The sequence below is a fragment of the Limosilactobacillus galli genome, assembly GCF_947381495.1.
GTDB classification, from domain to species: domain Bacteria; phylum Bacillota; class Bacilli; order Lactobacillales; family Lactobacillaceae; genus Limosilactobacillus; species Limosilactobacillus galli.
In genome coordinates, this window is the sequence record NZ_CANCWK010000007.1 from 21,104 (window position 1) to 44,371 (window position 23,268).

The following is a 23,268-nucleotide window of genomic DNA, read 5'->3' on the forward strand; positions in this document are numbered from 1 at the left end:
TCTGGAATAATCTACGATTGAAGGTCGCATGCATCCAGTATGAACCATTGTACCAAATGATCCCGGCCCATGCACTGATTTAATTCTTCACCAGAACGTGGCGGTCAATCATCTCGTCTAAGATGTAGTGGTACTGCTCGACGAACTCAGCTGCCCGCTGGTGCTTGAAGATGTTGACCTTCCGCATCCCGTTACCGGAGAGGGTCTCCATCTTGAAACCGTCGAGGTCGGCATTGATCAGGATCCGAAGGCGGGCAACCGGGTTGAAGGGGTTGTCGGTGTCCAGGCTCCCCTTGTACTCGAAGTTGCCCCGCTTGGTCTGCTCGAAGCCGAGGTCTAACAGAGCATACTTCTTAATGTCGTCACTGATGGCATAGGTATCGGAATCGCCAGGAATCTGCACCTGTTTCGTAAATTCCATTACTCTTCCCCCTCATCCTGCTTAATCTGCTTGAGCTTATCGACCGTCTGGACGATGGTAGCGATCAGCTTGCCGATGTCTTCTTCCGTATTTACCTTCCCGAAGCTGATCCGGATGGACTCGCTGATCCGCGGACTGTCTGCCCCGTACATTGCGGTCAGGACGTGGGAAGGCTCAATGCTCCCCGCCGTGCAAGCAGAACCGCCGGAAACTGCAATCCCGGCCAGATCCAGGTCGGTCTGCATAACGTAGGTGGAAATACCCTTGAACCAGAGATTCAGGACGTGGTTCAGGCCATTTGGATCAATCTTACCGTTGACCTCAAAGTCCACGCCATGGCCGTGCAGACCCTGCACGATCTTCTGCTTGAAGTGGTAGTAGCGCTCACGCAGTTTTTGCTTTTCCTCCGGGGAGTCCAGTTCCACCGCCTTGGCAAAAGCGGCGATGGCAGGAACGTTTTCGGTACCAGCCCGCCGCTTGGTTTCCTGGTCACCGCCCTTGATGAAGCTTGGGAAGCTGATGCCATCGCGCCGGTACAGGAAACCGATCATCTTCGGGCCATTGAGCTTGTGAGCCGACGTCGACAGCATGTCGATGTGGTCGCGCTTGACGTCGATCGGCAGGAGACCATAGGTTTGAACCGCGTCGGTGTGGAACCAGGCCTGGTGGTCCTTCAGAATTTCGCCGATCTCATGAATCGGCATTCGGCTACCGACCTCATTGTTCCCCATCATGATCGTGACCAGGATCGTGTCGTCCCGCAGCGCCTTCTTGAAATCGTCTAAGGAAATCTCTCCGTATTCGTCGACCGGCAGGTAGGTGACCTCAAAGCCGTGCTCTTCCAGGAAGTGGAGGGGCTTTAAGACGGCCTCGTGTTCAATGGCAGTCGTGATGATGTGCTTACCAAGGTTTTGCCGAGTGAGGGCCGTTTGAATAATTGCCGTGTTGTCACTTTCAGTTCCCCCACTGGTGAAGACGATTTCGTTATCATCGGCATTGATGCTCTGGGCGATCAGGTGCCGGCTGTTTTCCATTACCAGCTTAGAATGGCGCCCGTAAGAGTACCCGGTCGAGGCGTTCCCCCAGGACTCCTTCATCTCCTTATTCATCGTGGCGAGGACTTCCGGTGCCATCGGGGTGGTGGCGGCATTGTCCAAATAGATTTCACTCATTTTAATAATTCATCCTTTCAATTACTTGTTCAGGTCGGCAAACAGCTGCAGTAACATGTTTGCGGACCGTTTTCCAGCATCAATGATGAATTCATCGAAGCTGACGCCGGCATCTTCATCCCCGGTATCCGACATGGCGCGGACAACCACGTATGGGACGTCATGGTCAGTGGCTACTTGGCCCACTGCGGCCCCTTCCATTTCGCTGGAAAGGGCTTCTGGGAAGTAGTGGAGGATCTTGGCGATGGCATCCTTGCTGGCGATGAACTGGTCACCGGAGACAATCAGGCCCCGCTTAACGTTCCGGCCAGTCTGTTTACCAGCCTTTTCGAGGGCCTTCCCCCACTTTTCAGAAGCCTTGAAGCGGGGTTTCTTGCCTGGCAGTTGACCATAGACATAGTCAAAGGCCCGGGCGTCAACGTCGTGGTAGGCCGTCTCGCTGGAGATCACCACATCCCCAACGTGCAGGCCTTGGCCGATTCCACCAGCAGAGCCAGAGTTGATGACCACATCGACGTTGAAGTCAGTGATCAGGTGTTCCGTGGTGATTCCGGCTTCAACCTTGCCGATTCCGGATTCGACCAGGACCACCTCCTGGTTGCTGATCTTTCCTTGGAGGTAGTCCTTCTCGCCGATTGTTTCGACCTGCTTGTCTGACAGGCGGGCGGTCAGTTCCTTGATTTCTTCGGGCATTGCACAAATAATTCCAAATTTCATTTTTTCATTCTCCTTAATTATCCAACGTAAAAGAGGATTAAATACACGATGATGATGGCGACAACAAGGGCCACGATGGCAATGTTTAAGCGGCGTTTCAGCCGACTAACCTTTTCTTCCTGCTCCTGGCTGGCCCGGTCATCCGCAAAGGCCCGCCGGTGCAGCTCACCATTCCCACCAGCAACCGGAGTTCCCTGATCAGGATTTAGTTGATCATCCGGGTCTGGCTCCGGATGGCGGCGCTGCTTTTCCTGCTGCTGACGGTACTGCTGACGGGACAGGAAGGGCTCGGCTTCAGTCCGGTCGTCTTGCGGCGCATTCAGTTGGTTATTCATGATCCTTCATTCCTCGCCAGTAGTAGATTGCCATGATCGTCTTGGCGTCTTCAATTTCACCACGATCGATCATCGCTAACGCCTCGTCCAGGCTGACCGTCTGCAGGGTCAATTGTTCATCCTGGTCCTGGGGCAGCTCATGGTCGACCCGCTGCAGTCCGCGGGCCAGGTAAAGGGTCATGTACTCATCCATGCAGCCGACCGAGGTGTAGAAGGAAGAGATCTTCTCCAGGTCCGTGGCCTGGTAGCGGGTCTCCTCATTCAGCTCCCGCTTGGCGGCGTGGACCGCGCTGGCGTCGTCCCGTTGGTCGAGCTTGCCGGCTGGGATTTCCAGGGTAGTCTTGGCGATTGGGGAACGCCACTGCTTCTCCAGGATCATCTTGTTGTCCGCCGTCAGTGCCAGGATGGCGATGGCCGGTGCATGGTGGACAATCTCACGCTGGGCGATGTTGCCCTGGGGCGTCTTGACCTGTTGAACCTCCACGTCAATCAGGTGGCCGTGAAAGACGATCTTGCTTTCAATTGGTTTCTCTTCAAAGTCCATTATTTTGCCTCCTTACGCAAGATGCGCACGTGCGCCGCCTGGGGGCCCTTCTTCCCCTGGACAATGACCAGGGAGACCCGCTGGCCCGGACGCAGGATCCGGCGGTGGGTGCCCTCGATTCCGCTGTAGTGGACGAAGATTTCACCCTCGTGGGGAACCGTGATGAATCCCCAGCCCTTTTGCTCATCAAAACTCTTTACTTTGCCTTCAAGCATTTTTTCACCTACTAATTATTAAACTAAAATTGGGGTTGCAACTTAAGTCTATTATATAGATCAAAAGTCAACAGCGCGGTACACAAATGGCCTCAAACATTCGGGAGACCCGAACGCTTGAGGCCTATTTGTGCTCGCGGGGGCTCGAAGACGAAGTCGTAAACGACTTCTGTCTCGCTCCCATTTTACACCGCTCATAAATAATTGTCATGAATCGGCAATTGGCGGCTGAATTTTTGACGTTTCTTTACTTTTCCAGGCCTTCCTCGACGGTTTCAGGGAAGTTGTCCCGCACGATCTTGGCACACCGAGCACAGAGAGTTGGGTATGCACTGTCGCTGCCGACATCTTCCTTGACCATCCGGCAACGAGCACAAGTCTCGCCGGCCGCTGGACTAACCTTGACTGCGACCCCGTTGTTGAACTTGTCAGCGTCTTCCGGAGCATCATCCAATGGGTGAATGTGCAGGGCGGAAACCCCGAGCAGGAGGGCCACGTTAGCGTTCAAGCTGTCCAAAAGCTCCTTCTGGTGGTCATTGACGTAGAGATCGACCTGGGCTTCGAGGGACTTCCCGATCATCTTAGCGTTCCGGGCTTCTTCCAGACTCTTCAGAACGTGGGACCGAACTTTCATGAAGTCGCTCCACTTAGCCAGGAGGTCATCCTCGTTGTCAAAGGTCTCAACATCCGGAATCTCGGTCAGTTGAACGAAGTCTTCTGGTTCGTCCATGTATTCCCAAACTTCTTCCGTGGTGTGCGGCAGGATTGGGGTTAAGAGCTTAACCAGGGTTACCAGGATCTGGTAGAAGACCGTCTGCATGGACCGGCGAACGTGGGAGTCAGCTGGTTCAATGTAGAGGACGTCCTTGGCTACGTTCATGTAGAAGGCGGACAGGTCGTTGTTGACGAAGTTGATCAACAGCTTGTAGGCATCCAGGAAGTCGTACTGGTCGAAGTCGTCCCGCATCTCCTTCAGGAAGTGGTTCAATTTAACCAGCATGTACTGGTCGACAGCCTCCAGCTTCTCGTAGGAAACCGTATCTTCAGCCGGCTTGAAGTCCGCGGTGTTGGCCAGCAGGAAGCGGAAGGTGTTCCGCAGCTTCCGGTAGGCTTCGGAGATCTGTTGGAAGGTCCCCATTGATACCCGGACATCGGCAGAGGTGTCGGCACTCATTACCCAGAGCCGAATAATTTCGGCCCCCATCTGCTTGATGACCTTTTCCGGATCGATGACGTTCCCCATCGACTTACTCATCTTCTTACCCTTCTTGTCCAGGGTAAATCCTTGGGAGATGATGCTCCTGTATGGGGCGTGGCCGGAGCAGACAACACTGGTGATCAGACTGGAGTTGAACCAACCACGGTACTGGTCAGAACCTTCCAGGTACATGTCAGCTGGGTAGGTCAGGTAGTCCCGCTCAGCTAAGACACCTTGGTGAGAGGAACCAGAGTCGAACCAAACGTCCATGATGTCGGTTTCCTTGGTGAACTTCCCGTGTGGTGAATGTTCGTTCGTGTAGCCTTCTGGCAGGAGGTCCTTGGCGTCCCGGTCGAACCAAACGTTAGAGCCGTACTTGGCAAAGAGGTCGGCAACGTGGTTAATCGTCTCTTCTTCCATGATCGGCGTACCATCTTCGGCGTAGAAGATTGGCAATGGCACACCCCAGACCCGCTGCCGGGAGATAACCCAGTCGCCACGGTCCTTGATCATGTTGCGCAGCCGAACCTTCCCCCAAGATGGGTGGTACTCAACGTCTTCTAAGGCGTCGAGGATGTTTTGCCGCATCTTTTCGATGGAAACGAACCATTGGTCGGTGGCCCGGAAGATGATTGGCTTCTTGGTCCGCCAGTCAAATGGGTAGGAGTGCTTGAGTGGTTCTTCCAGCAGGAGGGCGTGGTTATCTTCCAGCTTTTGCAGGGAGATGTCATCAGCCTTTTGGTAGAAGACACCATCGAAGTCCGCACCGTTGTCCTTGGTCAGGACACCTTGGTCGTTGATTGGGGCAAAGATTGGCAGGTCGTACTTCTTACCGAAGTTGTAGTCATCATCACCATAACCAGGGGCGGTGTGAACCAAACCAGTACCGGTATCGGCAGTAACGTAGTCGGCGTTCCCAACCAGCAGTTCTCGATCGATGTATGGGTGCTGGGTCGTCATGCCTTCCATGTCCGCGCCGGAAAGGTGGTCAACGACTTCGTAATCGTCCCAGCCCAGTTTCTCCGCCAGGTTAGCCAGCAGTTCAGTGCCGACAACGTATTGACGGTCGTCCCCGGCCGGCTTAACAACGGAGTAGTCGAACTTCGGGTTAACGGCAACGGCTTCAGAAGCGGGGATCGTCCATGGGGTCGTTGTCCAGACAACCAGGTAGGTGCTGTTATCTAAGCGGCCCTTGCCATCCTTGATCTGCTCAACGAAGAAGGCCGTCTTGGCAACCACGTCATGGTACTCAACTTCGGCTTCCGCCAGGGCAGATTCGGATGACCATGACCAGTAAACCGGCTTCTTAGCTTGGTAGAGCAGGCCCTTCTTGGCGAATTCGCCGAAGACCCGGATCTGGGCAGCTTCGAATTCCTTGTCCAGGGTCAGGTAAGGGTGATCCCATTCACCGCTGACGCCTAAACGCTTGAAGTCTGTCCGCTGCTTGTCAACCTGCTCCAGAGCGTACTTCCGGCAGAGGTCCCGGAACTCGGAGGTGGTCATCTTCTTCCGGTCGTAACCGGACTTGGTCAGTTGGTGTTCAATTGGCAGACCGTGAGTATCCCAGCCGGGAACGTATGGTGCCCGGTAACCGGTCATGGACTTGTAGCGGATGATGAAGTCCTTGGAAATCTTGTTCATGGCGTGACCAATGTGAATGTTCCCGTTGGCGTATGGAGGGCCATCGTGGAGAACAAAGGTTGGTTTGCCCTCATTTAACTTTTGCCGTAATTGATAAACCTTATTTTCTTCCCAAAGCTGTTCACGTTGGGCTTCAGTAACCGGCAGCTTCCCGCGCATTGGGAACTTGGTCCGGCCGATGTTCAGTGTGTCTTTCACACGCATCGCAATTACCCCTTTCTGTTATGCAAATTGGTCGCTTTAATAAAAAAGCTCCATCCCAATTGGGACGAAGCTAAACGTGGTACCACCCAGATTCAAGGCCAAAACTGGCCTCCTCAAGTCATTGGGTAACGGTAATGAACCGAACGAGGCTACTGCTTTCACCCCATTACTCGGAGACGATCAGCCACCGCCGTCAAGTGCCAATCTTTCACCACCCATTGGCTCGCTGAACTTAACATCGCGATGGCAATTCTCCTCAACGTTTTTTATTAAAGCGCCTTGGATTCAAACGCCGGCTTACTTGTCAGCTGAACTGTCATCATCCGGGAAGACAACCACTGTCTGTCCGGAATCAGCCGTGCTGTCATCGGCTACTGGTGCCGCATTCGGGTCAACAGCCGGCTGATCAGCTGCCTCGCTGGCAACTTCCGCAGCGTCTGAACTAATTGTTGATGATTCTACACTGTCGTCGGAATGCTTGTCAAGCGATGCTCCCAAGATCTTTTGAATTTCATCATACTTGTCCGTGCTGTCGGTGGCGAGCAGCTTATCCCACTCGTCACTCTTAACAACTTCCAGCTGGGATTCCAGCATTACCTGCAGCCGTTGCCGGAAGATCCGGGTCTGCTTCTTCAGGTCGTTGGTTTCCGTGGTCAGCTTGCGGGTATCTTCCGCACTCGTCTCAATGACCTGGTTAGACTTTTCGTTGGCTTCGGAGACGATGTCAGTGGCCTGCTTTTGGGCCTCGCGGATCATGATGTCCGCCTCACGCTTAGCATTCGTCTTAACTTTATCAGCGGCTTCCTGGGCAACCAGGATTGACTTGTTCAGGGAGTCCTTCAGTTCGGTAAAGTACTTCAGCTTTTCCTCATCGGCCTTGACCGTTTCCTGAAGAGCATTGTTCTTCTCGGTCAATTCCTGGACGGTCTGTGAAACCTCTTGAATAAAGGCCTTGACCTCATCCTGATTATATCCCCGCATCTTAGTCGAGAAATCCTGATTGTTAATTTGATCAATTGTTAACCCCATTTTATTTCCTCCAAATTCAAATTATGCCCGGACAATGGACATGCTTATCCTGTCCTTCTGTTTCCTTGTCTTGCCGCCAATGGCATCGATCCGCAACCGGCCGGCATGCCGGACTGATAACAGGTCATGCTCAACAATCGGGTAGTCGGGCCGATCCATTACTTCCCAGTTGAGCCGGATGAGTCCCCGCTCGATCAGCTGTTTGGCCCGGTTACGAGAATAATTAAAGCCGGCTGCCACGACGGTATCGAGCCGACACGAGGAAACGGTCGTCGTCATCGTCTCCCACTCCTCGATCGGTGTAAGAGCCGCCGCCAGATCCGTCGGCAGCCACTTGACCTTGACCCGGCCGACATGCTGGACCTCACGCCGCAAGAACTGGGCCATCTCATTGGTCACCACGACCTGCCAGCGCTGGCCATCGGTAATGATGTCACCGAACGACTCCCGACTGAGTCCCTCACCGATCAGGGTTCCCATAATCTGCCGGTGGTGCAGCTCGGCAAACTTAGTCGGATAATCAATTGTCAGTAGCGCCAGGTCAAAGTCAGCTGCGGTGGGCTGGTAGTAGGTCGGGTAAAAGAGCAGTCGCTGCATCTCCGCAGCTGGCCAGCCGCCCGAACTTTCAACCTTGATCTCATCATTCCGGTTGGCAATGGTCTGGGCGATGTAACGCTGCCGGGGATTCAAGAAGGACGTCAGCACGGGACGGTACTGACCGGCCGCAGTCGCTACCCAGTCATTGATCTGGTCAATCAGCGGCGCCTCTTCTGGGCGAAAATGCTGTTTAATATTTTCATTATCCACGATTACAATTACCTGCTAGATCAAATGTGCCAAAAAGGTGAGCCCGTCTTGCATCAGGTACAAGACAATGATCGCAACCACCGGTGAGAAGCTGATGCCGCCCAACGGCGGAATGAAGTCAAACCAGTGCATGTAGGGCTCGACCAGGCGATTAATAATCTCGCTCAGCCGGGTCTCACGGGCCATTGGGAACCACGAAAGAAGACACCAAACCACAATCAGCAGGATGTAGGCGTTGATCAGCCAGTTCAGACACCAAATTAAATATGCAAACATGAATCTCTCCTTAATTTGGCAGGTTGCTGTTATCCATCTTCAAACCGTCGGACAGGTCGCCAGAAACCTCGTAATTTTTCGGCGTACAAAGGAAGATTTCCTTGCCGATCCGTCTGATACCGCCATCGATTGCATAAGTTGCTCCATTTAAGAAGTCAACAACCCGCTTGGCGTTTTTGTCGTCCATCTGCGTGAAATTAACGATCACTGCCTGCCCTTTGAGCAATTGTTGTGCGATCTGGCGAACATCAGCATATAAGCGCGGCTCATACAGGGCAATCTGACTGAGCTGATTTCCCCGCTTAGCCTGCTGCTTGGCTTGATCCATGGAAACAACGTTGTTGCGCCGTCCAGGCTGCTGGACAGGCATGTCATCGTAATACTCGTCTTGCGCAACGTCGTCATCACCAAACAGATTCTTAAAGATGTTTGATGCCATCCTAATTCCTCCTTTAATCCACAGAATACACTAAAACGGGTGCAATTAAATCGCCCCCGTTAAGCTTATTTACGCCGGTTCTTAAAGAAAGGTGGGGTCGACAGGTTGTCGTCGTCACTATCATCAGAACTAGCAGTATCATCATTGAAAACATTGAATTCCGGCTTAGAAACGTGTGAGAAATCGTTGTCGGCTGCTGAATTTTCTGGTTGGGCTGCCGTATTGCCTGCCGTCGGGTCGCTCCAGTTGTCAAACGGATCCTTAGCCTTGGCCGGTTCCGTCGGCTGGGTTTGGGCCGTGCTCTGTGGTGCATTGCTCTGAAGCGTGTTTACCCGCGGCTGTGGTTGAGGCTGGTTAGTGTTGGCTGACTTCTTCTTGTCAATTCCCGTGGCGATCACGGTTACCCGAACCTCATCACCCATCTTTTCGTTGAGGGACATCCCGAATGCAATGTCAACATCAGTTCCAGCAGCTTGGCGAATCACGTCAGAAGCTTCCTGGGCTTCAAACATGGACAGATCCTTGCCACCGGTGATATCCATCAGGACATGCTGAGCACCATTGATGGAGACTTCCAGCAGTGGTGAAGAGATGGCCTTCTTAGTAGCCTCAGTGGCCCGGTTTTCGCCAGTGGAGTTACCAACCCCCATCAGGGCAGCCCCTTGATTGGACATCAAAGTCTTAATGTCGGCAAAGTCAAGGTTGATGTACCCTGGTGTAACGATCAGGTCTGAGATCCCCTGAACACCCTGACGCAGAACATTGTCGGCTTCCTTGAAGGCTTCCATCATTGGGGTCTTCTTATCGATCATTTCCAGCAGACGGTTGTTGGCAACAATGATCAGCGTATCAACGTTTGACTTAAGTTCTTCGAGCCCTTCGGTGGCAAACTTTGCCCGCCGGGGACCTTCAAATGAGAATGGCCGGGTGACCACACCGACAGTCAGCGCACCGCTGTCCTTAGCAATCTTAGCGATTACTGGTGCGGCACCGGTCCCGGTTCCACCGCCCATGCCGGCAGTGATGAAGACCATGTCAGCACCTTCAAGGGCCTTTTGGATCTGTTCTTCACTTTCCTGGGCGGCCTTGTCCCCAACCTCAGGATTGGAACCAGCACCCAGTCCCTTGGTCAGCTTAGGGCCAAGCTGGATCTTAGTTGGTGCCTGGGAAGCGTTCAGGGCCTGCAGGTCAGTGTTGGCGACGATGAAGTCAACCCCTTGAACCTTTTCATTGATCATCCGGTTGACGGCGTTACCACCACCGCCACCGACACCAATTACCTTGATCTTTGCGCCAGCGAATTCATTTTCCATTGTGTTTGTTTCGTTGTCCATACAGCTGTTCCTCCGTGAAAATTAATCGAATAAGTTGTTAAACATACTCTTAAAGCGATTGCCAATCGAGTGGCTCTTATCCTTTTTTGCGCGTGCCGGTTTCTTCTCTGCCGGCTGTTGATTATTTCTCTTAGCCTGTGTAGGAGCGCTTGTCCACTGCTCTTGACGAGGCTGTACCTGACGAGTTGCTGCTTTCGTCTCATGAGGACTACTGATCAAATCCGTCTGTTGCAACGTTTGCTTAATCAAACGATCAACATCACTCAGCCGGCTCTCGTACATTGTCAATGCCAGTGCCAGCGAGTAACGCGGATAACGAACACCCATCTGGTCAGATTGGTAGACACTGACACTCTCCTTAAAGTACTGCTGGGCTACCTGGACGATCCCCGGCAGGGACGCGCCGCCGCCGACTAGGACTACACCGCCAGGCAGGTGCGGTGCATGAATGGCTTCCAAGCGCTGCCAGCTTCGTTGGAAGATCTGCCGAACCCGCGCCTCGATAATCTCAGCAAGGTACTCCTCGGCGATCTGCTGAGGGGTATTTTCACCAACAACGGGAACATCAACCTGAGCCCCCGCCTTGGTCAGCGATGCCATGGCATACCCATGATCGAGCTTCAGCTGTTCGGCATTCCGCAACGAGGTATTGAGGACCGTGGAGATGTCCTTGGTGATGTATTGACCGCCCTCAGGATCAACAAAGGTGTACTTGAGCTGGTGGTCATGGATAATACTGGTCGTTGTCTGGCCACCGCCAAGATCAATCATTACCGTTCCAAAGTCCTGTTCACCATCATTGAGAAGGGTAAAGCCGGTGGCAATCGGGGCAATCACAAAGTCGCGAATGCCATAGCCGGCCTGCTGAATAGCCTTCTTCGTATTATGAATAATAGTTTTAGGACCGGTGTACAGTGTTCCCTTCATCTCAAGGCGTACACCGACCATTCCACGGGGATCCTTGATTCCATCAAAGCCATCCACCGTGAATTCTGTTGGGATCAGGTCGAGAACTGCCATTTCTGGCGAGATGCTCTGAGTCAATGTCTCCTTGGCGACATCAATGACATCTCGATCGGTAATCTCACGCGACTGTCCCTGGGATGCAATGGTGATTGAGCCATGGACCCGTTGCATCTGCAGGTAATTTGCCGGCAGTCCCACGACAACATTCTTAATATTGATATTAGACTTTGCCTCGGCCTGCTTAATAGCTTGAGAAATTGCACGAGCGGTCTTATCAATATCAACAATCACGCCACGATTTAGACCTGCAGAAGGTACAACGCCAACGCCGATAACCTTCAGTTGCCCCTTTACATTTTCACAGACCATTGCCTTGATCGAGGTGGTTCCAATATCTAATCCAACGTAAATTTCTGAATTATTCATCTGGTCGGAACCCTCCTAAAACTATTATCCGAAATTTTTTCGTAATTTAATATTGACCTAATAAAGATTTTACCACAGTTAAACCCACGCTCAAATGGATTATCATAAGCTTTTTCAAAATTTGTCACTTATCTTTCGAGCCGTAATCATAGGAGAAGGCCCCCACCTGCAAATCAACGACACCATTTTTCTTCATGTTAGCCGCGATTCCAGGGTAATAGGCCATCTTCTCCCCTACGGTAGCCTTATTAGCTAGAACAGTGTTGCCATCACGCATGTACAAAACGATCCGGTCAGGCATCTGTTTGGTCGGCTGATAGACAACTGCCGAAATCCCCGTACGGATGGCCGGCTTCAGCTTGCCGATCTGCCGGGCCACCAGTTTAAGGTCGCTGCGATGGCCAGTAAACTGGCGGTAGTCCGTCCCGCTGTCCTTGGCAGTGGTCTCCTGCAGGTGGCCGTCAGCCAGAACGGCGTACTCGTGCTTGCCGAGCGTCGCAGTCCCGATCAGGGGATTCTCCCGTACCATGACCCGCATGCTCCGCGGACCGGTGACCTTGATCTTAGCACTGGTAATCCGCGGCTGGGCAACCCGGGCCTCTTTGCAGAGCTGCTGACGAGTGAAGTAGACGCCCCAGATGAAACGGCCTGGATAAACCCTGACCGCCCGTTCCACCTTTTCCGCCGTCAGTTCCTTATTGCCGTTAACAGTGACCGACTGCAGTTTGCTCAGTGGTGAAATAACGTATAGCATCAAAAGCAGGACGAGCCCGAAGAGCAGGACCAATTTGAATACCCGCTCCCCGTTCTTGCGATAGTGGTGGTGCCGCATCCGGGGAAGCTTTTTGCCGATTGGCCGTTTAGTCTGCTTCTGTTGGGCCTGCTGGTGGGCTTGACGGCTTCTTTCTTCCAGCTCCGCCAACCGCTTGGCGTAGCGCTGGTGTTCAGAGACATAGTGATCCCTCGTCATCTTCAGCCGTCCTCCTTACTCTTTAGTGGTGTTCATCAATTGCCGTATGCAGAACCTTGATCAGCCGATCAGCGGCGTCCGGCCGGCCCATCTTCTTGGATGCTGCCGACATCTTAGCCCGCAGGTCATCGTTTTCCATAATCCGGTCGGCCTGCAGCAGGAGTGACTTGGCATCCAGCTTATCTTCGGTAATCATAGCAGCCGCATTGTTCTTGACCAGGGCCTGGGCATTCTTTACCTGGTGGTTAGCCGTGACGTACGGACTCGGAATCAGGATAGTCGGTACCCCCAGAGCGGTCACTTCCGCAATGGTCGTGGCCCCTGCCCGGGAAACCAGAGCTGCAACCCGTGGCATCTTGGCCGGCATGTCCTTGATATATGGAACAACCTTGACGTTATCGCCGATCTTGGTGTTGGCCAGCTGGTCCTTGACGTGATCATAACGTTTCTGGCCCGTGGCAAAGATCACCTGGTAAGGCCGCTTATTAAATTCAGGAATGGCATCCACGACCGCCTGGTTGATCTTCGGCGCTCCCTGACTTCCACCAAAGATCATCAGCGTCGGCACATCGTTCTTCAACTGGTAGCTGGTCCAGGAGAAGTCGCTGTCAGCCTGGGCCGCGACTTGCTGGGCCCGCGGATTGCCCACCATCGTTACCTTATCAGCCGGGAACTGACTCCGCGCTGCTTCAAAGGCAATCGCAATCTGATCAACGTAGCGGCTGAGAAACTTGTTGGTAACCCCAACCACACTGTTCTGCTCATGAATCACCGTTGGGATGTGGTGCTTGGCAGCGGCGTACAGGACCGCCCCGCTGACGTAGCCCCCCGTTCCCAAGACCACGTCCGGCTTGAAGTCCTTAATGATCTTCTTAGCGTGATGAACAGAGTGCAGGAATAGGTAGATGGTCTTGAGGTTGTCCAGGGAAAGGGACCGCTTGAAGCCCTGCATGTGCATGGTTTCGAGCTTAATGCCCGCATCCGGGACAATCTTGTTTTCCAGACCCCGGGTAGTCCCCACGTACAGAACCTCCGTGTCGGGTTCAACCTGCTTCAAACGTTCAATCAAGGCCAGGGCTGGGTAGATGTGACCACCGGTGCCCCCGCCGGATACAAGTAACCGCATTGTTTTACTTCTCCTTTTGATTCGTTAACTTCTCAACTGCTTCGATAAACTTGTCCCCACGTACCTCAAAGCTTGGGAATTGGTCCCAGCTGGCATTGGCTGGGGACAGGAGGATCACGTCACCGGGTTCGCTGACCTTCCAGGCCTCTGGAACCGCTGTGACGGCATTTTCGCTCTCCAGGATGGTTGGGATCCCGGCCTGGACAGCGGCGTCCTTCATCTTGTCCTTGCATTGACCAAAGACGATGATGGCCTTGACATGCTTCTTGAAGTATGGCACCAGCCGCTCAAAGGTGTAGCCCCGGTCCAGGCCCCCGGCGAGGAGGATCACTGGCTGGTCAAAGCCTTGCAGAGCAACCTCAGTGGCCTCAATATCGGTTGACTTGGAGTCGTTGTAGAAGCGCCGGCCATCGTAGTCCATGACGTATTGGAGACGGTGGCGAACCCCGCCAAAGGTTGTCAGGACACTGATAATATCCTCGTTGGAAACGCCGCTCAATTTAGCCGCCGCAATGGCAGCCAGGGCGTTTTCAACGTTTTGCGGGCCGATCAGCCGGATATCTTCGGCCTTCATGATCTTTTCACCCCGCCAGCAAATCATGCCGTCTTCCTCGTAGGCCCCTTCGTGACTCTTGTTGAGCCGGGAGAATGGAACAATGGTGGCTTGGGAACGCTGGGCAATCTCTTGCCATTCATCACGATCCCAGTTCATGATCAGGAAATCATCCTTGGTCTGGTTGCGGGTAATGTTGAGCTTAGCGTTGATGTAGTTTTCCCGCGTCTTGTGGTAATCCAGGTGGTTAGAGAAGATGTTCGTAATGATGGCGATGTGGGGGTGAATCGTCGGGCAGCCGAGCAGCTGGAAGCTGGACAGTTCAGTGACCAGGGTGTCATCAGGCCCCAGGTCTTCGGCCACCTTGCTGAAGGAAACCCCGATGTTCCCCGCGTACTTGACGTTGTGAGTGGAACTCTTGGCGAGCATCAGCTGGGTCAGGGTCGTCGTCGTGGTCTTCCCGTTACTCCCGGTGACACTGACCAGGTGGCCTTCGAAGATTTCCCAGCCGAGTTCGGCTTCAGTGATAATCGGAGTCTTCTTGGCCACAAACTTGGCAACCAGCGGGTTATCGTAAGGAATCCCCGGGTTCTTGACAACCACGTCGAAACCTTCATCGGCCAGGCTCAGCGGGTTGGAACCGGTGATCACCCTAATGCCGTCCTTTTCCAAGTCTTCAACAACCTGCGGATCCTTCGGCGTCTTCATATCATTGGCCGTCACTTTTGCCCCCAGCTTAACCAGGAGGTGGGCAGCGTTGAGGCCGCTGATTCCGAAACCAATTACGAGAACCTTTTTGCCTTGATACTTACTAATCTTCTTCATTGGATGTTTCCCTCTCTCAATCTGAAATTATCCTGCAATCAAAATCCAACTAACGGCGATAATGGCACCGATCAGACCGACAATCCAGAAGACAATATCGATCTTCCATTCACTCCAGCCGCTCAGTTCAAAGTGGTGGTGAATCGGCGTCATCTTGAAGATCCGCTTCCCCGTCAGCTTAAATGAAGCCACCTGCATCATGACACTGGCCGTCTCGCAGACGTACACAATCCCGATGATCAAAAGCGACCATTCATGGTGAAGCAGCAGAGAAACTGCCGCCAGCGAAGCCCCGATGGCCAGGGATCCCATGTCACCCATGAAGATCTTAGCGGGCTTGTGATTGTACGGGAAGAAACCAATCATGGTCCCGATCATGGCCAGGCAGAACAGGGCAATTTCCGGATAGCCGGGCTGGTTTAAGTTGACCAAGGCGATGATCAGGTAGGCGATAAACGAAATGATTGACAAACCGCTGACCAGGCCATCGAGGCCATCGGTCAGGTTAACGGCATTGGAGAAGCCGACGATCCAGAAGATGATGAACAGGCCGTACCACCAGCCGACAGAGGTGGTGCCGAAGCCCATCTGGAAGCCTTCGTGCTGGTAGATGACCGTGAAGATCATCGCTGCCACCACCTGGCAGAGGGCCTTTTGCCAAGCCTTGAACCCTTCGTTCTGGTGATGGAAGATCTTAATGCTGTCGTCCCACATCCCGATCAGGCCGTAGACGACCAAGATAAAGAGCAAAGCCCACAGGGTATTGGAGATCAATCCCCGCCAAGCGGCCACCCAGAGAATGGTGATTACCGCTGAAACGATGAACAGCAGGCCCCCCATTGTCGGGGTCCCAGCCTTCTTAGCATGCCAGGTTGGTCCTTCTTTACGGATCTGCTGGCCTTCCTTCTTAGAGCGGAAATAGCGAATCAACGATGGCATCAGTAGAAAGGTAATCAGGAACGCACTGATTACCGTCAGAATAGCTGTCAAAAAGTTCATAGTGTCCTCCAATTAATCTTTAGATTTATATTTAACAACCAGTGTTTGGTTCTTGGTGATCGTCGTGTTGGCCTTGATACTCTGCGAGTCAACGTAGCCGTCTCCCTGCTCACTGAGCTGCAGGTGCAGGAACTGGGCTAATTCATTGACGTCGGCAGAACTCCAACCGGTCAGGTCCGGCATCTGAACACGGCCACCAGTATACAGAATGACCCGCTGGTTGGCCAGTACCTGCTGGCCCGCCGGAATTGACTGCTGCTTGACCTTCTTACCGCTGCCGACCACAACGGCCTGTAGGTGACGGCTGCCCAGTGCATTGCCGGCCGCCTGACTAGTTTGGCCAGTCAGTGCCGGAACCTTAACCATGCTATGGGTTGCCTTCTTCGTCGCACTCTGACGATTAAGCAACATCTTCATTGTCGGGTTGAAGACCTCCGCAATCTGGTCAGACGGTTGCGGATTAACGTTTTGCGGCTGCCGCATGGTAATGTAGATGATGTACTGCGGATTCTTGGCCGGCGCCATCCCCACCACGGAATACAGGTAGTTAGTATCGCCGTTGCTGTAACCATTGGCACCGCCGATCTGGGCGGTCCCGGTCTTGGCAGCAATGCGGTGCCCCTTGATCTGGTAGGACTTACCGAGCCCTTTTTGGTCGTAGACAACCCCCTGCATCAGGCCCAGGACCTTGTGCGCGGTCTTGGCCTTAATCGGGTGACCCACGACCTGAGGCTTGTACTGCTTGACCACTTTGCCATCACTGTTAGTAATCTTAGAGACAAAGTAAGGGTGCATCATCTTACCATGATTGGCAACCGCCGTGAAGGCCTGCATCATCTGCATCACGTTCACCGTGATCCCCTGCCCAAAGGCCGTATTAGCCTGCTCAAGGATTCCCTTAAACTGGGTAAAGCCAGTTACCCCGTTCCCCATCCCAGGTACGTTGACCCGCTTCAGCAGCCCAAAGCGTTTGATGTACTTGTACCAGGTATCGGCACCCATGTTCTGTTCCAGGTGGGCAAAACCGACGTTACTCGATAGGTCAAAGGCATCTTTATAGGTAATGACTCCCCAGCCGCCAGCTGACCAGTCGGTAATCTTGCCGCCGCCCATCGACCAGGTACCAGAGTTAAAGGTCCCGTTCGGGTCGAAATGGCCAGAATCGATGGCCGCACTCAGGGCGAGAACCTTCATCGTCGAACCAGGTTCATAGGCATCCTGGACCAGCATGTTCCGCCAAACCGGGTTCTTCTTGGAACGCAGGGTTGACCGTTGCGTTGCCGCAATGATCTTCCCGGTCTTGGCCTCCATCACAACGGCCGTCATCGAATTAGCCCGGGAGTGTTCATAGACCTTGCTGACTTTGTTTTCCAGGAGGTGCTGTGTCTGCGGATCCAGGGTGGTCTGAATATCATCCCCATTCACCGCCTTCTTGGTCGTCGTCTTGGAGTTGGCCAATTGATATCCATAAACGTCCTGCTTGTCCTGACGAATCCCGTTGACCCCGGTCAGCTGCTTATTGAAGTAGCTCTCCAGACCGAGCTGACCGACCAGGGTTGTTCCCCCCGGTGCCTTGGGATCGGTCTTCGGATTGGCAATCCCAATCAATTGGGAGGCAAATTCGCCCTCCGGATACTGCCGCGCCGGCGTAGCGATAAAGTTAATTCCCGGCAGGTGCTGACTCTTAATCTTCTGCATCGTTGCAACGGAAAGGCCGCTCCCGGCTGTCCCGAACTCGACCTGGTAGGTCTGGCGGTTCGTGGTCAGGATCTTCTTGATCTTGGCCGGCGACAGGTTAATGTAGCGTGACAGCACTTTCGCCGTCTTTTCCTTATTGGTAACGTAGAGCGGCTTCCCGCTATTGGACCGCTGGTTATGATCCACAATTGCATAGAGGGTATACTTGCTGGTATCACTAGCCAGCGGATTATTCTGCGCATCATAGATGGTTCCGCGCCGCGCCTGAATCACCTGGCGCTGAGTATAAATCTGCTCGGCCTTTGATTGCAGGTTGACGTGTTGAACATCCTTATTAATTGCAATATACGCAAAACGAACGATAAACAAAGCAAATAATGCAACCGTGATCACAAACAGCCATTTACCAAATGTTCCGCGGTTTTCATTGTTCGACTTGTCTTTCGTTCGTCGTGGCATCTTATCCATTATTTATTAATGTTCCTTACATTCGAGATTTTATCAGACAAGCCATACTTATGGGCCGCCGCCTTAAGGTTGGACTGGCTTGTCAGTTCGGCAATTTCTTGATGAGTGCTTGTATTAGCATTTTTTACCCGTGTAATCTGATTCTGCAGATCCTGCAGGCGGTGCTGACGGCTATTCATCGTCACTTTCGTTGATAATAAGGTAATAATCAAAAAAAGGGTCACAATACTGCCGACAATCATTAACGAGCGTTCAAATGGTGACCACGCCACCTTAGACACACTGACAGGCCGCGGTTGTTGGACCGGTTGCGGTGCTTCTTGCTCATTTGATAATTCTCGTGCAGTATTTGAAACCACTTTAATCACTCTTTCCTTTATTTGATTTTTTCAATAATCCGCAATTTTGCGCTGTGTGCTCGATGATTGTTGGCTAATTCGTGAGCACTAGGAAGAATTGGCTTCTTGTTTACTAACTTGAAATGCGGCTCCATGCCGGCTGGAATCACGGGCAGGCCCTGTGGCAGGTCGGCACTCAATGATGTCTTTTCACGAAACATCGTCTTTACCAGACGGTCTTCTAAGGACTGGAAGGTAATCACGCTGATCCGGCCGTGAACATTCAGGAGGTCAAGGGCCTGTTCGAGCGACTCCTCCAGGGCTCCCAGCTCATCATTGACGGCGATCCGAATAGCCTGAAAGCTTTTCTTCGCCGGGTGACCGCCATGCCGCCGGGCCGCTGCCGGAATAGCCTCCTTGATAACATCCACCAGTTCAAAGGTGGTGCGAATCGGCTGATGCTGGCGGCGTTGCTCAATCTTGCGGGCGATCTGCTTGGCAAAGCGTTCCTCGCCATAGCGGTAGAGGATCTTAACCAGACGCTCGTACGGCCATTCATTGACCACTTCCATTGCCGATAACGACTGTTCCTGGTTCATCCGCATGTCTAGCAGAGCATCGTGCTGATAACTGAACCCGCGGGCCCCGTCGTCGAATTGGGGCGATGAAACCCCCAGGTCATACACAATCCCATCAATGGCATTTACCCCTCGTTCGTTCAAGGCCGCCTTAAGATGGCGGAAATTGTCCTCCACCAGAGTCAGCCTACCCGCTGCAAGTGCCGAAGCCAGGTGTTGTTTGTTATAGTCAATGGCCGTCTTATCCTGGTCAAACGAATAAAGGTGGCCGATGGTCAATTGTTTGAGGATTTCACCAGAATGACCACCACCACCAAGGGTTGCATCAACATAAGTACCAGCTGGCTGCAGATTTAATCCTGCTACGGCCTCATGTAATAAAACCGTTACGTGCTTAAATTCTGCCATCAACTTGCACTCCTTTTAAAAATCAATATTCAGGTCCTCAGCAATCTCATCGAAGTTATCCGCGGTATCGGCATTGTAGGCGTCCCACCGGTCGCTGTCCCAAATCTCTAAACGATTGGAAACTCCCACCACCATGCACTTCTTGCTCAAATCAGCGTACTTAACAAGCGGGTCCGGAATGTTGATCCGACCCTGCTTGTCAAGCGTGCAGACCGTGGCGGCAGAGTAGAGAAAGCGGACGAATGCCCGCGCATCACGCTTGGTCAACGGCAAGGCCTTCAGTTTTTGCTCTAAAAGCTGCCATTCACTCATCGGATAGCCGAAAAGGCACCCATCCAGACCCCTGGTAACCACAAATTGGCTACCCAACTGGTCACGAAACTTTGCCGGGATGATCAGCCGTTGTTTGGTGTCAAGCGTATGCTGATATTCACCCATCAACAAGCCAGTCATCCCCTCTAACCACTTTATAGGATAAGTCTACCACAATCCCCCACTTCTCACCACGATATTTCCAAATTTTATTATAATAAAAAGCGGCGGAATCTGTTCAATTTCCGTCGCTTTATTTAATGAATATTAATTATTATTTTATCAAACTAATGGCAGGTTCCCGCTGAATAGCGAGGCAATGAACACAATTCCCGCATAAAGCAGCGACCAGTTCCAAAATACTGGCCAATACCGCCGATAGATGAACTCATGGTTGTGAATCAATTGAATGAAGATCAGGCCCAGGGCCAGCACCATCCACAGGGCAATCGGGTAGGCCGCCCAGTACATCCCCAGATTGATAAAACTCATTATCCAGAAGACGAACACCCAAATATAGCGACAGACCCGCCGCACCCGCGCTCCGGGGTTAATCCGCCGTACTAGACGAGTCAAAGCCCACAGCAGCAAAACAATCACCAGCTGCATTATGATACGATGATAGTCGACCAACACTTTTCTAGCCACCTTAAAATTAATTGTTCTTAGTCTACCATAAATTTAGTATTCTGTTTGAAAGCTGGTAGTAAAATGCGGTACACTACTAGGAGTTAAATCGTGAAAGGCGGTTAGAGGTTATGCAACGGAAAAAGAAAACACGTTTTCAAAAGATCACCATGGTCGCCATCTGGTTAATGCTGATTGCGATGCTGGGATCACTGATCTTCAGTGCGGTCGCCGCATTGAACCTTATTTAATAGTAAAGAAGCGGTAGCGTACTTAACTGCGCTACCGCTTCTTTTTATTTACTTTGGCTGATCGGGCTTTTTATAGACCTCACGCGGCTTCGAACCATTAGCTGGGCTAATGTAGCCCCGCTGCGCCATGTCGTCAATGATCCGGGCCGCCCGATTGTAACCAATCCGGAAACGGCGCTGGATCAGGGAGGTCGAGGCCCGCTGTTCCTGAACCACGAAGTCTAAGGCCTCCTTGAAGAGGGGATCCTCATCCTCCTTCACGGCTTCTTCAGCCATCTCCTGGTCGCTGACCACCATCTGCTTGTCGTACTCAGCTGGCTGCTCCTGCTTGATGAAGTCGATCACGGCCTCCACGTCCTGGTCGGAAATGAACGCCCCTTGAACCCGGACCGGCTTGTTTTGGTCGATCGGTTCAAAGAGCATGTCACCACGGCCGAGCAACTTTTCTGCCCCGTTAGAATCCAGAATGGTCCGGGAATCAACCCCGCTGGAGACCGCAAAGGCAATCCGCGATGGGACATTGGCCTTGATCAAGCCGGTGATGACATCCACGGACGGGCGCTGGGTTGCCAGAATCATATGAATGCCGGCGGCCCGCCCCATCTGGGCAATCCGAACGATGGCGTCTTCGACATCATTAGAAACCGTCATCATCAGGTCCGCCAGCTCATCGACCACGACCAGGACCAGCGGCAATGATGGCTGCTGATCATCGGGATGGGCATTATTCTGCTGCTGAACCAGGTGGTTGTAGCCCTTGAGGTTGCGGACCCCAAACTTGGCGAACAGCTCATAGCGGCGTTCCATCTCTGAAACGACCTTGCCCAGCGCCCGGGCCGCCTTCTTCGGCTCTGATACTACCGGGCTGAGGAGGTGGGGAATGTCATTGTAGATACTCAGCTCGACCTTCTTCGGATCGATTAAGAGCATCTTAACCTGGTGCGGCTTGGCCTTAAACAGGATACTGGTCAGGATGACGTTGATGGCCACCGACTTCCCGCTCCCGGTTGCCCCGGCAATCAGGAGGTGCGGCATCTTGGTCAGGTCGGCCATCTCGACGTCTCCGGTGACGGTCCGGCCGAGGGGAACATCCATCGGGTTATCATCCTGCGGGGCCGCCTCAAACATGTCGCGGAAGCCCACGGTCGCTACCTGCTGGTTCGGCACTTCGATCCCAATCAGAGACTTGCCGGGGATCGGCGCCTCAATCCGAATATCCTTGGCGGCCAGGGCCAGGGCCAGGTCATCGGCCAAGTGGGTGATCCGGCTGACCTTAACCCCAACGGCCGGCCGCAGTTCGTATTTAGTGACGGATGGTCCCAGGCTGACGTTCTCAACCGTCGCGTCGACGTTGAAGGACTTCAGGGTTTCCTGGAGGATCTTGGTGTTCTTCTTGATGTTCTTCAGGTCTGCCTGCTGGTCCGTTGACTTGACCTTGCTCAACAGGTTCAGCGGCGGCAACTGGTAGTCCTTATCTGCCTGGGCCGATGCTCCCGCCAGGGCAAGTTCCGGCTGTTCGTCGTTCGTACTCTCTGCGGCGTCGTTCTCCTGATGGTCGCTGGCCACCGTAATCTTAGGCTCGCTCACCGGCGTCGTCGGCTTAGGAGCTGGTTGCGCCTGCTTGACGGGCGGCGTGGTTGGCTGTTCATCAGGTTCATCATCGTCGTCACCCTTGAAGAAGTCCTGAACTTTCCGGCCAATTGATGGTCCGGATGCTGGCGTGGCCGGAGCCGTCACCCCGGGCTGCTTCACCTTGGCTGATAGCTGCTGGCCGCCGGCATGCAGGGCCGCCAATATTCGTTGTACTAAATGGCCGCAGAGCCGCAGAAAATCCCGCCATGGCAGGGCAAAGAAGATTACCACCCCGCTGATCATCAGCAGCCAGGCAAAGATGGCGGTGCCGACCCGGTCGACCAAGACGTCACAGGCCGCATAGAGGTAGGCGCCCAGCATTCCCCCACCGATCGGCAGGGTGCTGTCGCCGTTGAGCAGGGCCTTGCTCAGGTTGCTCCAGGTAACCGCCGGGATCTTAGCATGGACGTTTAACTGGTTCATCATTAAGACGTGCAGCCAGATCAATAGTCCCAGGTAGCAGATTATGGCCCCAGCAATTCGCCGGGGACTGAAATGCAGCCAACGGGCATAGAGGGCAAAGCCAAACCCATAGAGCAGGACAATCAGCATCAGAACCGGGTAGCTCGCCCCAACCAGGAGCTTAAAGGCCCCCTGAATGACGGCTCCTAAGACACCAAGGTTGAACAGCCCCACCAGCATCAATAGGACCACGATTATCCCCACTAAGTTGTTGATGAGCCGGTGCTGTTTGGCCGCGGAACCGCGTCGTGAGCGGCGCCGTTTTGTTGTTTTCTTTCGCTGTGCCATACGCCCTCC

At 53.2% G+C, this 23,268-nt stretch carries 24 protein-coding genes; 1 reads left to right on the plus strand and 23 read right to left on the minus strand.

The window, feature by feature from the left end; all coding sequences use genetic code 11:
• Positions 1-79: 79 nt before the first annotated feature.
• From QOS10_RS02805 to QOS10_RS02910, 22 genes are all read right to left on the minus strand, one after another.
• Positions 80-421: a DUF1831 domain-containing protein gene (locus tag QOS10_RS02805; protein ID WP_283593563.1), complete on the minus strand. Its 342-nt coding sequence runs from the start codon at positions 419-421 to the stop codon at positions 80-82.
• Positions 421-1,593 carry a cysteine desulfurase family protein gene (locus tag QOS10_RS02810; protein ID WP_283593564.1) on the minus strand — a complete coding sequence of 391 codons (1,173 nt, stop codon included), beginning with the start codon at positions 1,591-1,593 and terminating at the stop codon, positions 421-423. Before QOS10_RS02810 ends, QOS10_RS02805 begins: the two co-directional genes overlap by 1 nt.
• Positions 1,594-1,614: 21 nt before the next feature.
• Positions 1,615-2,310 (minus strand): 5'-methylthioadenosine/adenosylhomocysteine nucleosidase, encoded by a 696-nt coding sequence (locus QOS10_RS02815; protein WP_283593565.1) that lies wholly within the window; start codon positions 2,308-2,310, stop codon positions 1,615-1,617.
• 17 nt (positions 2,311-2,327) lie between these two features.
• Positions 2,328-2,645 (minus strand): hypothetical protein, encoded by a 318-nt coding sequence (locus tag QOS10_RS02820; protein WP_283593566.1) that lies wholly within the window; start codon positions 2,643-2,645, stop codon positions 2,328-2,330.
• Positions 2,638-3,189 (minus strand): NUDIX hydrolase, encoded by a 552-nt coding sequence (locus tag QOS10_RS02825; protein WP_283593567.1) that lies wholly within the window; start codon positions 3,187-3,189, stop codon positions 2,638-2,640. The genes QOS10_RS02820 and QOS10_RS02825 overlap by 8 nt, the downstream gene beginning before the upstream one ends.
• Positions 3,189-3,404: a cold-shock protein gene (locus QOS10_RS02830; RefSeq protein WP_283593570.1), complete on the minus strand. Its 216-nt coding sequence runs from the start codon at positions 3,402-3,404 to the stop codon at positions 3,189-3,191. Before QOS10_RS02830 ends, QOS10_RS02825 begins: the two co-directional genes overlap by 1 nt.
• Before the next feature lie 247 nt (positions 3,405-3,651).
• Positions 3,652-6,447: an isoleucine--tRNA ligase gene (ileS, locus tag QOS10_RS02835; protein WP_283593571.1), complete on the minus strand. Its 2,796-nt coding sequence runs from the start codon at positions 6,445-6,447 to the stop codon at positions 3,652-3,654.
• Between the two features lie 297 nt (positions 6,448-6,744).
• Complete coding sequence (locus QOS10_RS02840; RefSeq protein ID WP_283593572.1) at positions 6,745-7,476, minus strand: DivIVA domain-containing protein; 732 nt, start codon at positions 7,474-7,476, stop codon at positions 6,745-6,747.
• Between the two features lie 21 nt (positions 7,477-7,497).
• Positions 7,498-8,283 (minus strand): YlmH family RNA-binding protein, encoded by a 786-nt coding sequence (locus tag QOS10_RS02845; RefSeq protein ID WP_283593574.1) that lies wholly within the window; start codon positions 8,281-8,283, stop codon positions 7,498-7,500.
• 15 nt (positions 8,284-8,298) lie between these two features.
• Positions 8,299-8,559: a YggT family protein gene (locus QOS10_RS02850; RefSeq protein ID WP_283593576.1), complete on the minus strand. Its 261-nt coding sequence runs from the start codon at positions 8,557-8,559 to the stop codon at positions 8,299-8,301.
• A 10-nt stretch (positions 8,560-8,569) separates the two neighbouring features.
• On the minus strand, positions 8,570-8,998 hold the full coding sequence (locus tag QOS10_RS02855) for a cell division protein SepF (protein WP_283593577.1): 429 nt from the start codon (positions 8,996-8,998) through the stop codon (positions 8,570-8,572).
• A 65-nt stretch (positions 8,999-9,063) separates the two neighbouring features.
• Entirely contained in the window at positions 9,064-10,332 is a 1,269-nt protein-coding gene (ftsZ, locus tag QOS10_RS02860) for a cell division protein FtsZ (protein WP_283593578.1), read from the minus strand.
• Positions 10,333-10,353: 21 nt separating this feature from the next.
• A complete protein-coding gene (gene ftsA / locus QOS10_RS02865) occupies positions 10,354-11,724 on the minus strand; it encodes a cell division protein FtsA (protein WP_283593579.1) in 1,371 nt (456 codons plus the stop codon).
• A 124-nt stretch (positions 11,725-11,848) separates the two neighbouring features.
• Positions 11,849-12,694, minus strand: a complete 846-nt coding sequence (locus tag QOS10_RS02870; protein WP_283593580.1) for a cell division protein FtsQ/DivIB — start codon at positions 12,692-12,694, stop codon at positions 11,849-11,851.
• 22 nt (positions 12,695-12,716) lie between these two features.
• On the minus strand, positions 12,717-13,820 hold the full coding sequence (gene murG / locus QOS10_RS02875) for an undecaprenyldiphospho-muramoylpentapeptide beta-N-acetylglucosaminyltransferase (RefSeq protein WP_283593582.1): 1,104 nt from the start codon (positions 13,818-13,820) through the stop codon (positions 12,717-12,719).
• A 4-nt stretch (positions 13,821-13,824) separates the two neighbouring features.
• Complete coding sequence (gene murD / locus QOS10_RS02880) at positions 13,825-15,198, minus strand: UDP-N-acetylmuramoyl-L-alanine--D-glutamate ligase (protein WP_283593585.1); 1,374 nt, start codon at positions 15,196-15,198, stop codon at positions 13,825-13,827.
• 27 nt (positions 15,199-15,225) lie between these two features.
• Positions 15,226-16,197: a phospho-N-acetylmuramoyl-pentapeptide-transferase gene (mraY, locus tag QOS10_RS02885; protein WP_283593588.1), complete on the minus strand. Its 972-nt coding sequence runs from the start codon at positions 16,195-16,197 to the stop codon at positions 15,226-15,228.
• 12 nt (positions 16,198-16,209) lie between these two features.
• Positions 16,210-18,363: a penicillin-binding transpeptidase domain-containing protein gene (locus tag QOS10_RS02890; RefSeq protein ID WP_283593590.1), complete on the minus strand. Its 2,154-nt coding sequence runs from the start codon at positions 18,361-18,363 to the stop codon at positions 16,210-16,212.
• Positions 18,363-18,731 (minus strand): cell division protein FtsL, encoded by a 369-nt coding sequence (locus QOS10_RS02895; protein WP_283593591.1) that lies wholly within the window; start codon positions 18,729-18,731, stop codon positions 18,363-18,365. The genes QOS10_RS02890 and QOS10_RS02895 overlap by 1 nt, the downstream gene beginning before the upstream one ends.
• 8 nt (positions 18,732-18,739) lie before the next feature.
• Positions 18,740-19,687: a 16S rRNA (cytosine(1402)-N(4))-methyltransferase RsmH gene (gene rsmH, locus QOS10_RS02900; protein WP_283593592.1), complete on the minus strand. Its 948-nt coding sequence runs from the start codon at positions 19,685-19,687 to the stop codon at positions 18,740-18,742.
• Positions 19,688-19,702: 15 nt separating this feature from the next.
• Positions 19,703-20,131 carry a division/cell wall cluster transcriptional repressor MraZ gene (gene mraZ / locus QOS10_RS02905; protein WP_283593593.1) on the minus strand — a complete coding sequence of 143 codons (429 nt, stop codon included), beginning with the start codon at positions 20,129-20,131 and terminating at the stop codon, positions 19,703-19,705.
• A 150-nt stretch (positions 20,132-20,281) separates the two neighbouring features.
• Positions 20,282-20,608, minus strand: a complete 327-nt coding sequence (locus QOS10_RS02910; RefSeq protein ID WP_283593594.1) for a hypothetical protein — start codon at positions 20,606-20,608, stop codon at positions 20,282-20,284.
• A gap of 149 nt (positions 20,609-20,757) precedes the next feature.
• Here QOS10_RS02910 and QOS10_RS02915 point away from each other — a divergent pair, with 149 nt between their 5' ends.
• Positions 20,758-20,877 (plus strand): DUF4044 domain-containing protein, encoded by a 120-nt coding sequence (locus QOS10_RS02915; protein ID WP_083479927.1) that lies wholly within the window; start codon positions 20,758-20,760, stop codon positions 20,875-20,877.
• Positions 20,878-20,925: 48 nt separating this feature from the next.
• Here the strand turns inward: QOS10_RS02915 and QOS10_RS02920 are convergent, their stop codons facing one another.
• Positions 20,926-23,259, minus strand: a complete 2,334-nt coding sequence (locus QOS10_RS02920; protein ID WP_283593596.1) for an FtsK/SpoIIIE family DNA translocase — start codon at positions 23,257-23,259, stop codon at positions 20,926-20,928.
• Between the last annotated feature and the right edge of the window lie 9 nt (positions 23,260-23,268).

Bases quoted from the DNA above. Each gene is read 5' to 3' on its own strand.
- QOS10_RS02805 (WP_283593563.1), bottom strand. From the start codon at position 421: ATGGAATTTACGAAACAGGTGCAGATTCCTGGCGATTCCGATACCTAT.
- QOS10_RS02810 (WP_283593564.1), bottom strand. From the start codon at position 1,593: ATGAGTGAAATCTATTTGGACAATGCCGCCACCACCCCGATGGCACCG.
- QOS10_RS02815 (WP_283593565.1), bottom strand. From the start codon at position 2,310: ATGAAATTTGGAATTATTTGTGCAATGCCCGAAGAAATCAAGGAACTG.
- QOS10_RS02820 (WP_283593566.1), bottom strand. From the start codon at position 2,645: ATGAATAACCAACTGAATGCGCCGCAAGACGACCGGACTGAAGCCGAG.
- QOS10_RS02825 (WP_283593567.1), bottom strand. From the start codon at position 3,189: ATGGACTTTGAAGAGAAACCAATTGAAAGCAAGATCGTCTTTCACGGC.
- QOS10_RS02830 (WP_283593570.1), bottom strand. From the start codon at position 3,404: ATGCTTGAAGGCAAAGTAAAGAGTTTTGATGAGCAAAAGGGCTGGGGA.
- ileS (WP_283593571.1), bottom strand. From the start codon at position 6,447: ATGCGTGTGAAAGACACACTGAACATCGGCCGGACCAAGTTCCCAATG.
- QOS10_RS02840 (WP_283593572.1), bottom strand. From the start codon at position 7,476: ATGGGGTTAACAATTGATCAAATTAACAATCAGGATTTCTCGACTAAG.
- QOS10_RS02850 (WP_283593576.1), bottom strand. From the start codon at position 8,559: ATGTTTGCATATTTAATTTGGTGTCTGAACTGGCTGATCAACGCCTAC.
- QOS10_RS02855 (WP_283593577.1), bottom strand. From the start codon at position 8,998: ATGGCATCAAACATCTTTAAGAATCTGTTTGGTGATGACGACGTTGCG.
- ftsZ (WP_283593578.1), bottom strand. From the start codon at position 10,332: ATGGACAACGAAACAAACACAATGGAAAATGAATTCGCTGGCGCAAAG.
- ftsA (WP_283593579.1), bottom strand. From the start codon at position 11,724: ATGAATAATTCAGAAATTTACGTTGGATTAGATATTGGAACCACCTCG.
- QOS10_RS02870 (WP_283593580.1), bottom strand. From the start codon at position 12,694: ATGACGAGGGATCACTATGTCTCTGAACACCAGCGCTACGCCAAGCGG.
- murG (WP_283593582.1), bottom strand. From the start codon at position 13,820: ATGCGGTTACTTGTATCCGGCGGGGGCACCGGTGGTCACATCTACCCA.
- murD (WP_283593585.1), bottom strand. From the start codon at position 15,198: ATGAAGAAGATTAGTAAGTATCAAGGCAAAAAGGTTCTCGTAATTGGT.
- mraY (WP_283593588.1), bottom strand. From the start codon at position 16,197: ATGAACTTTTTGACAGCTATTCTGACGGTAATCAGTGCGTTCCTGATT.
- QOS10_RS02890 (WP_283593590.1), bottom strand. From the start codon at position 18,363: ATGGATAAGATGCCACGACGAACGAAAGACAAGTCGAACAATGAAAAC.
- rsmH (WP_283593592.1), bottom strand. From the start codon at position 19,687: ATGGCAGAATTTAAGCACGTAACGGTTTTATTACATGAGGCCGTAGCA.
- QOS10_RS02910 (WP_283593594.1), bottom strand. From the start codon at position 20,608: ATGCAGCTGGTGATTGTTTTGCTGCTGTGGGCTTTGACTCGTCTAGTA.
- QOS10_RS02915 (WP_083479927.1), top strand. From the start codon at position 20,758: ATGCAACGGAAAAAGAAAACACGTTTTCAAAAGATCACCATGGTCGCC.
- QOS10_RS02920 (WP_283593596.1), bottom strand. From the start codon at position 23,259: ATGGCACAGCGAAAGAAAACAACAAAACGGCGCCGCTCACGACGCGGT.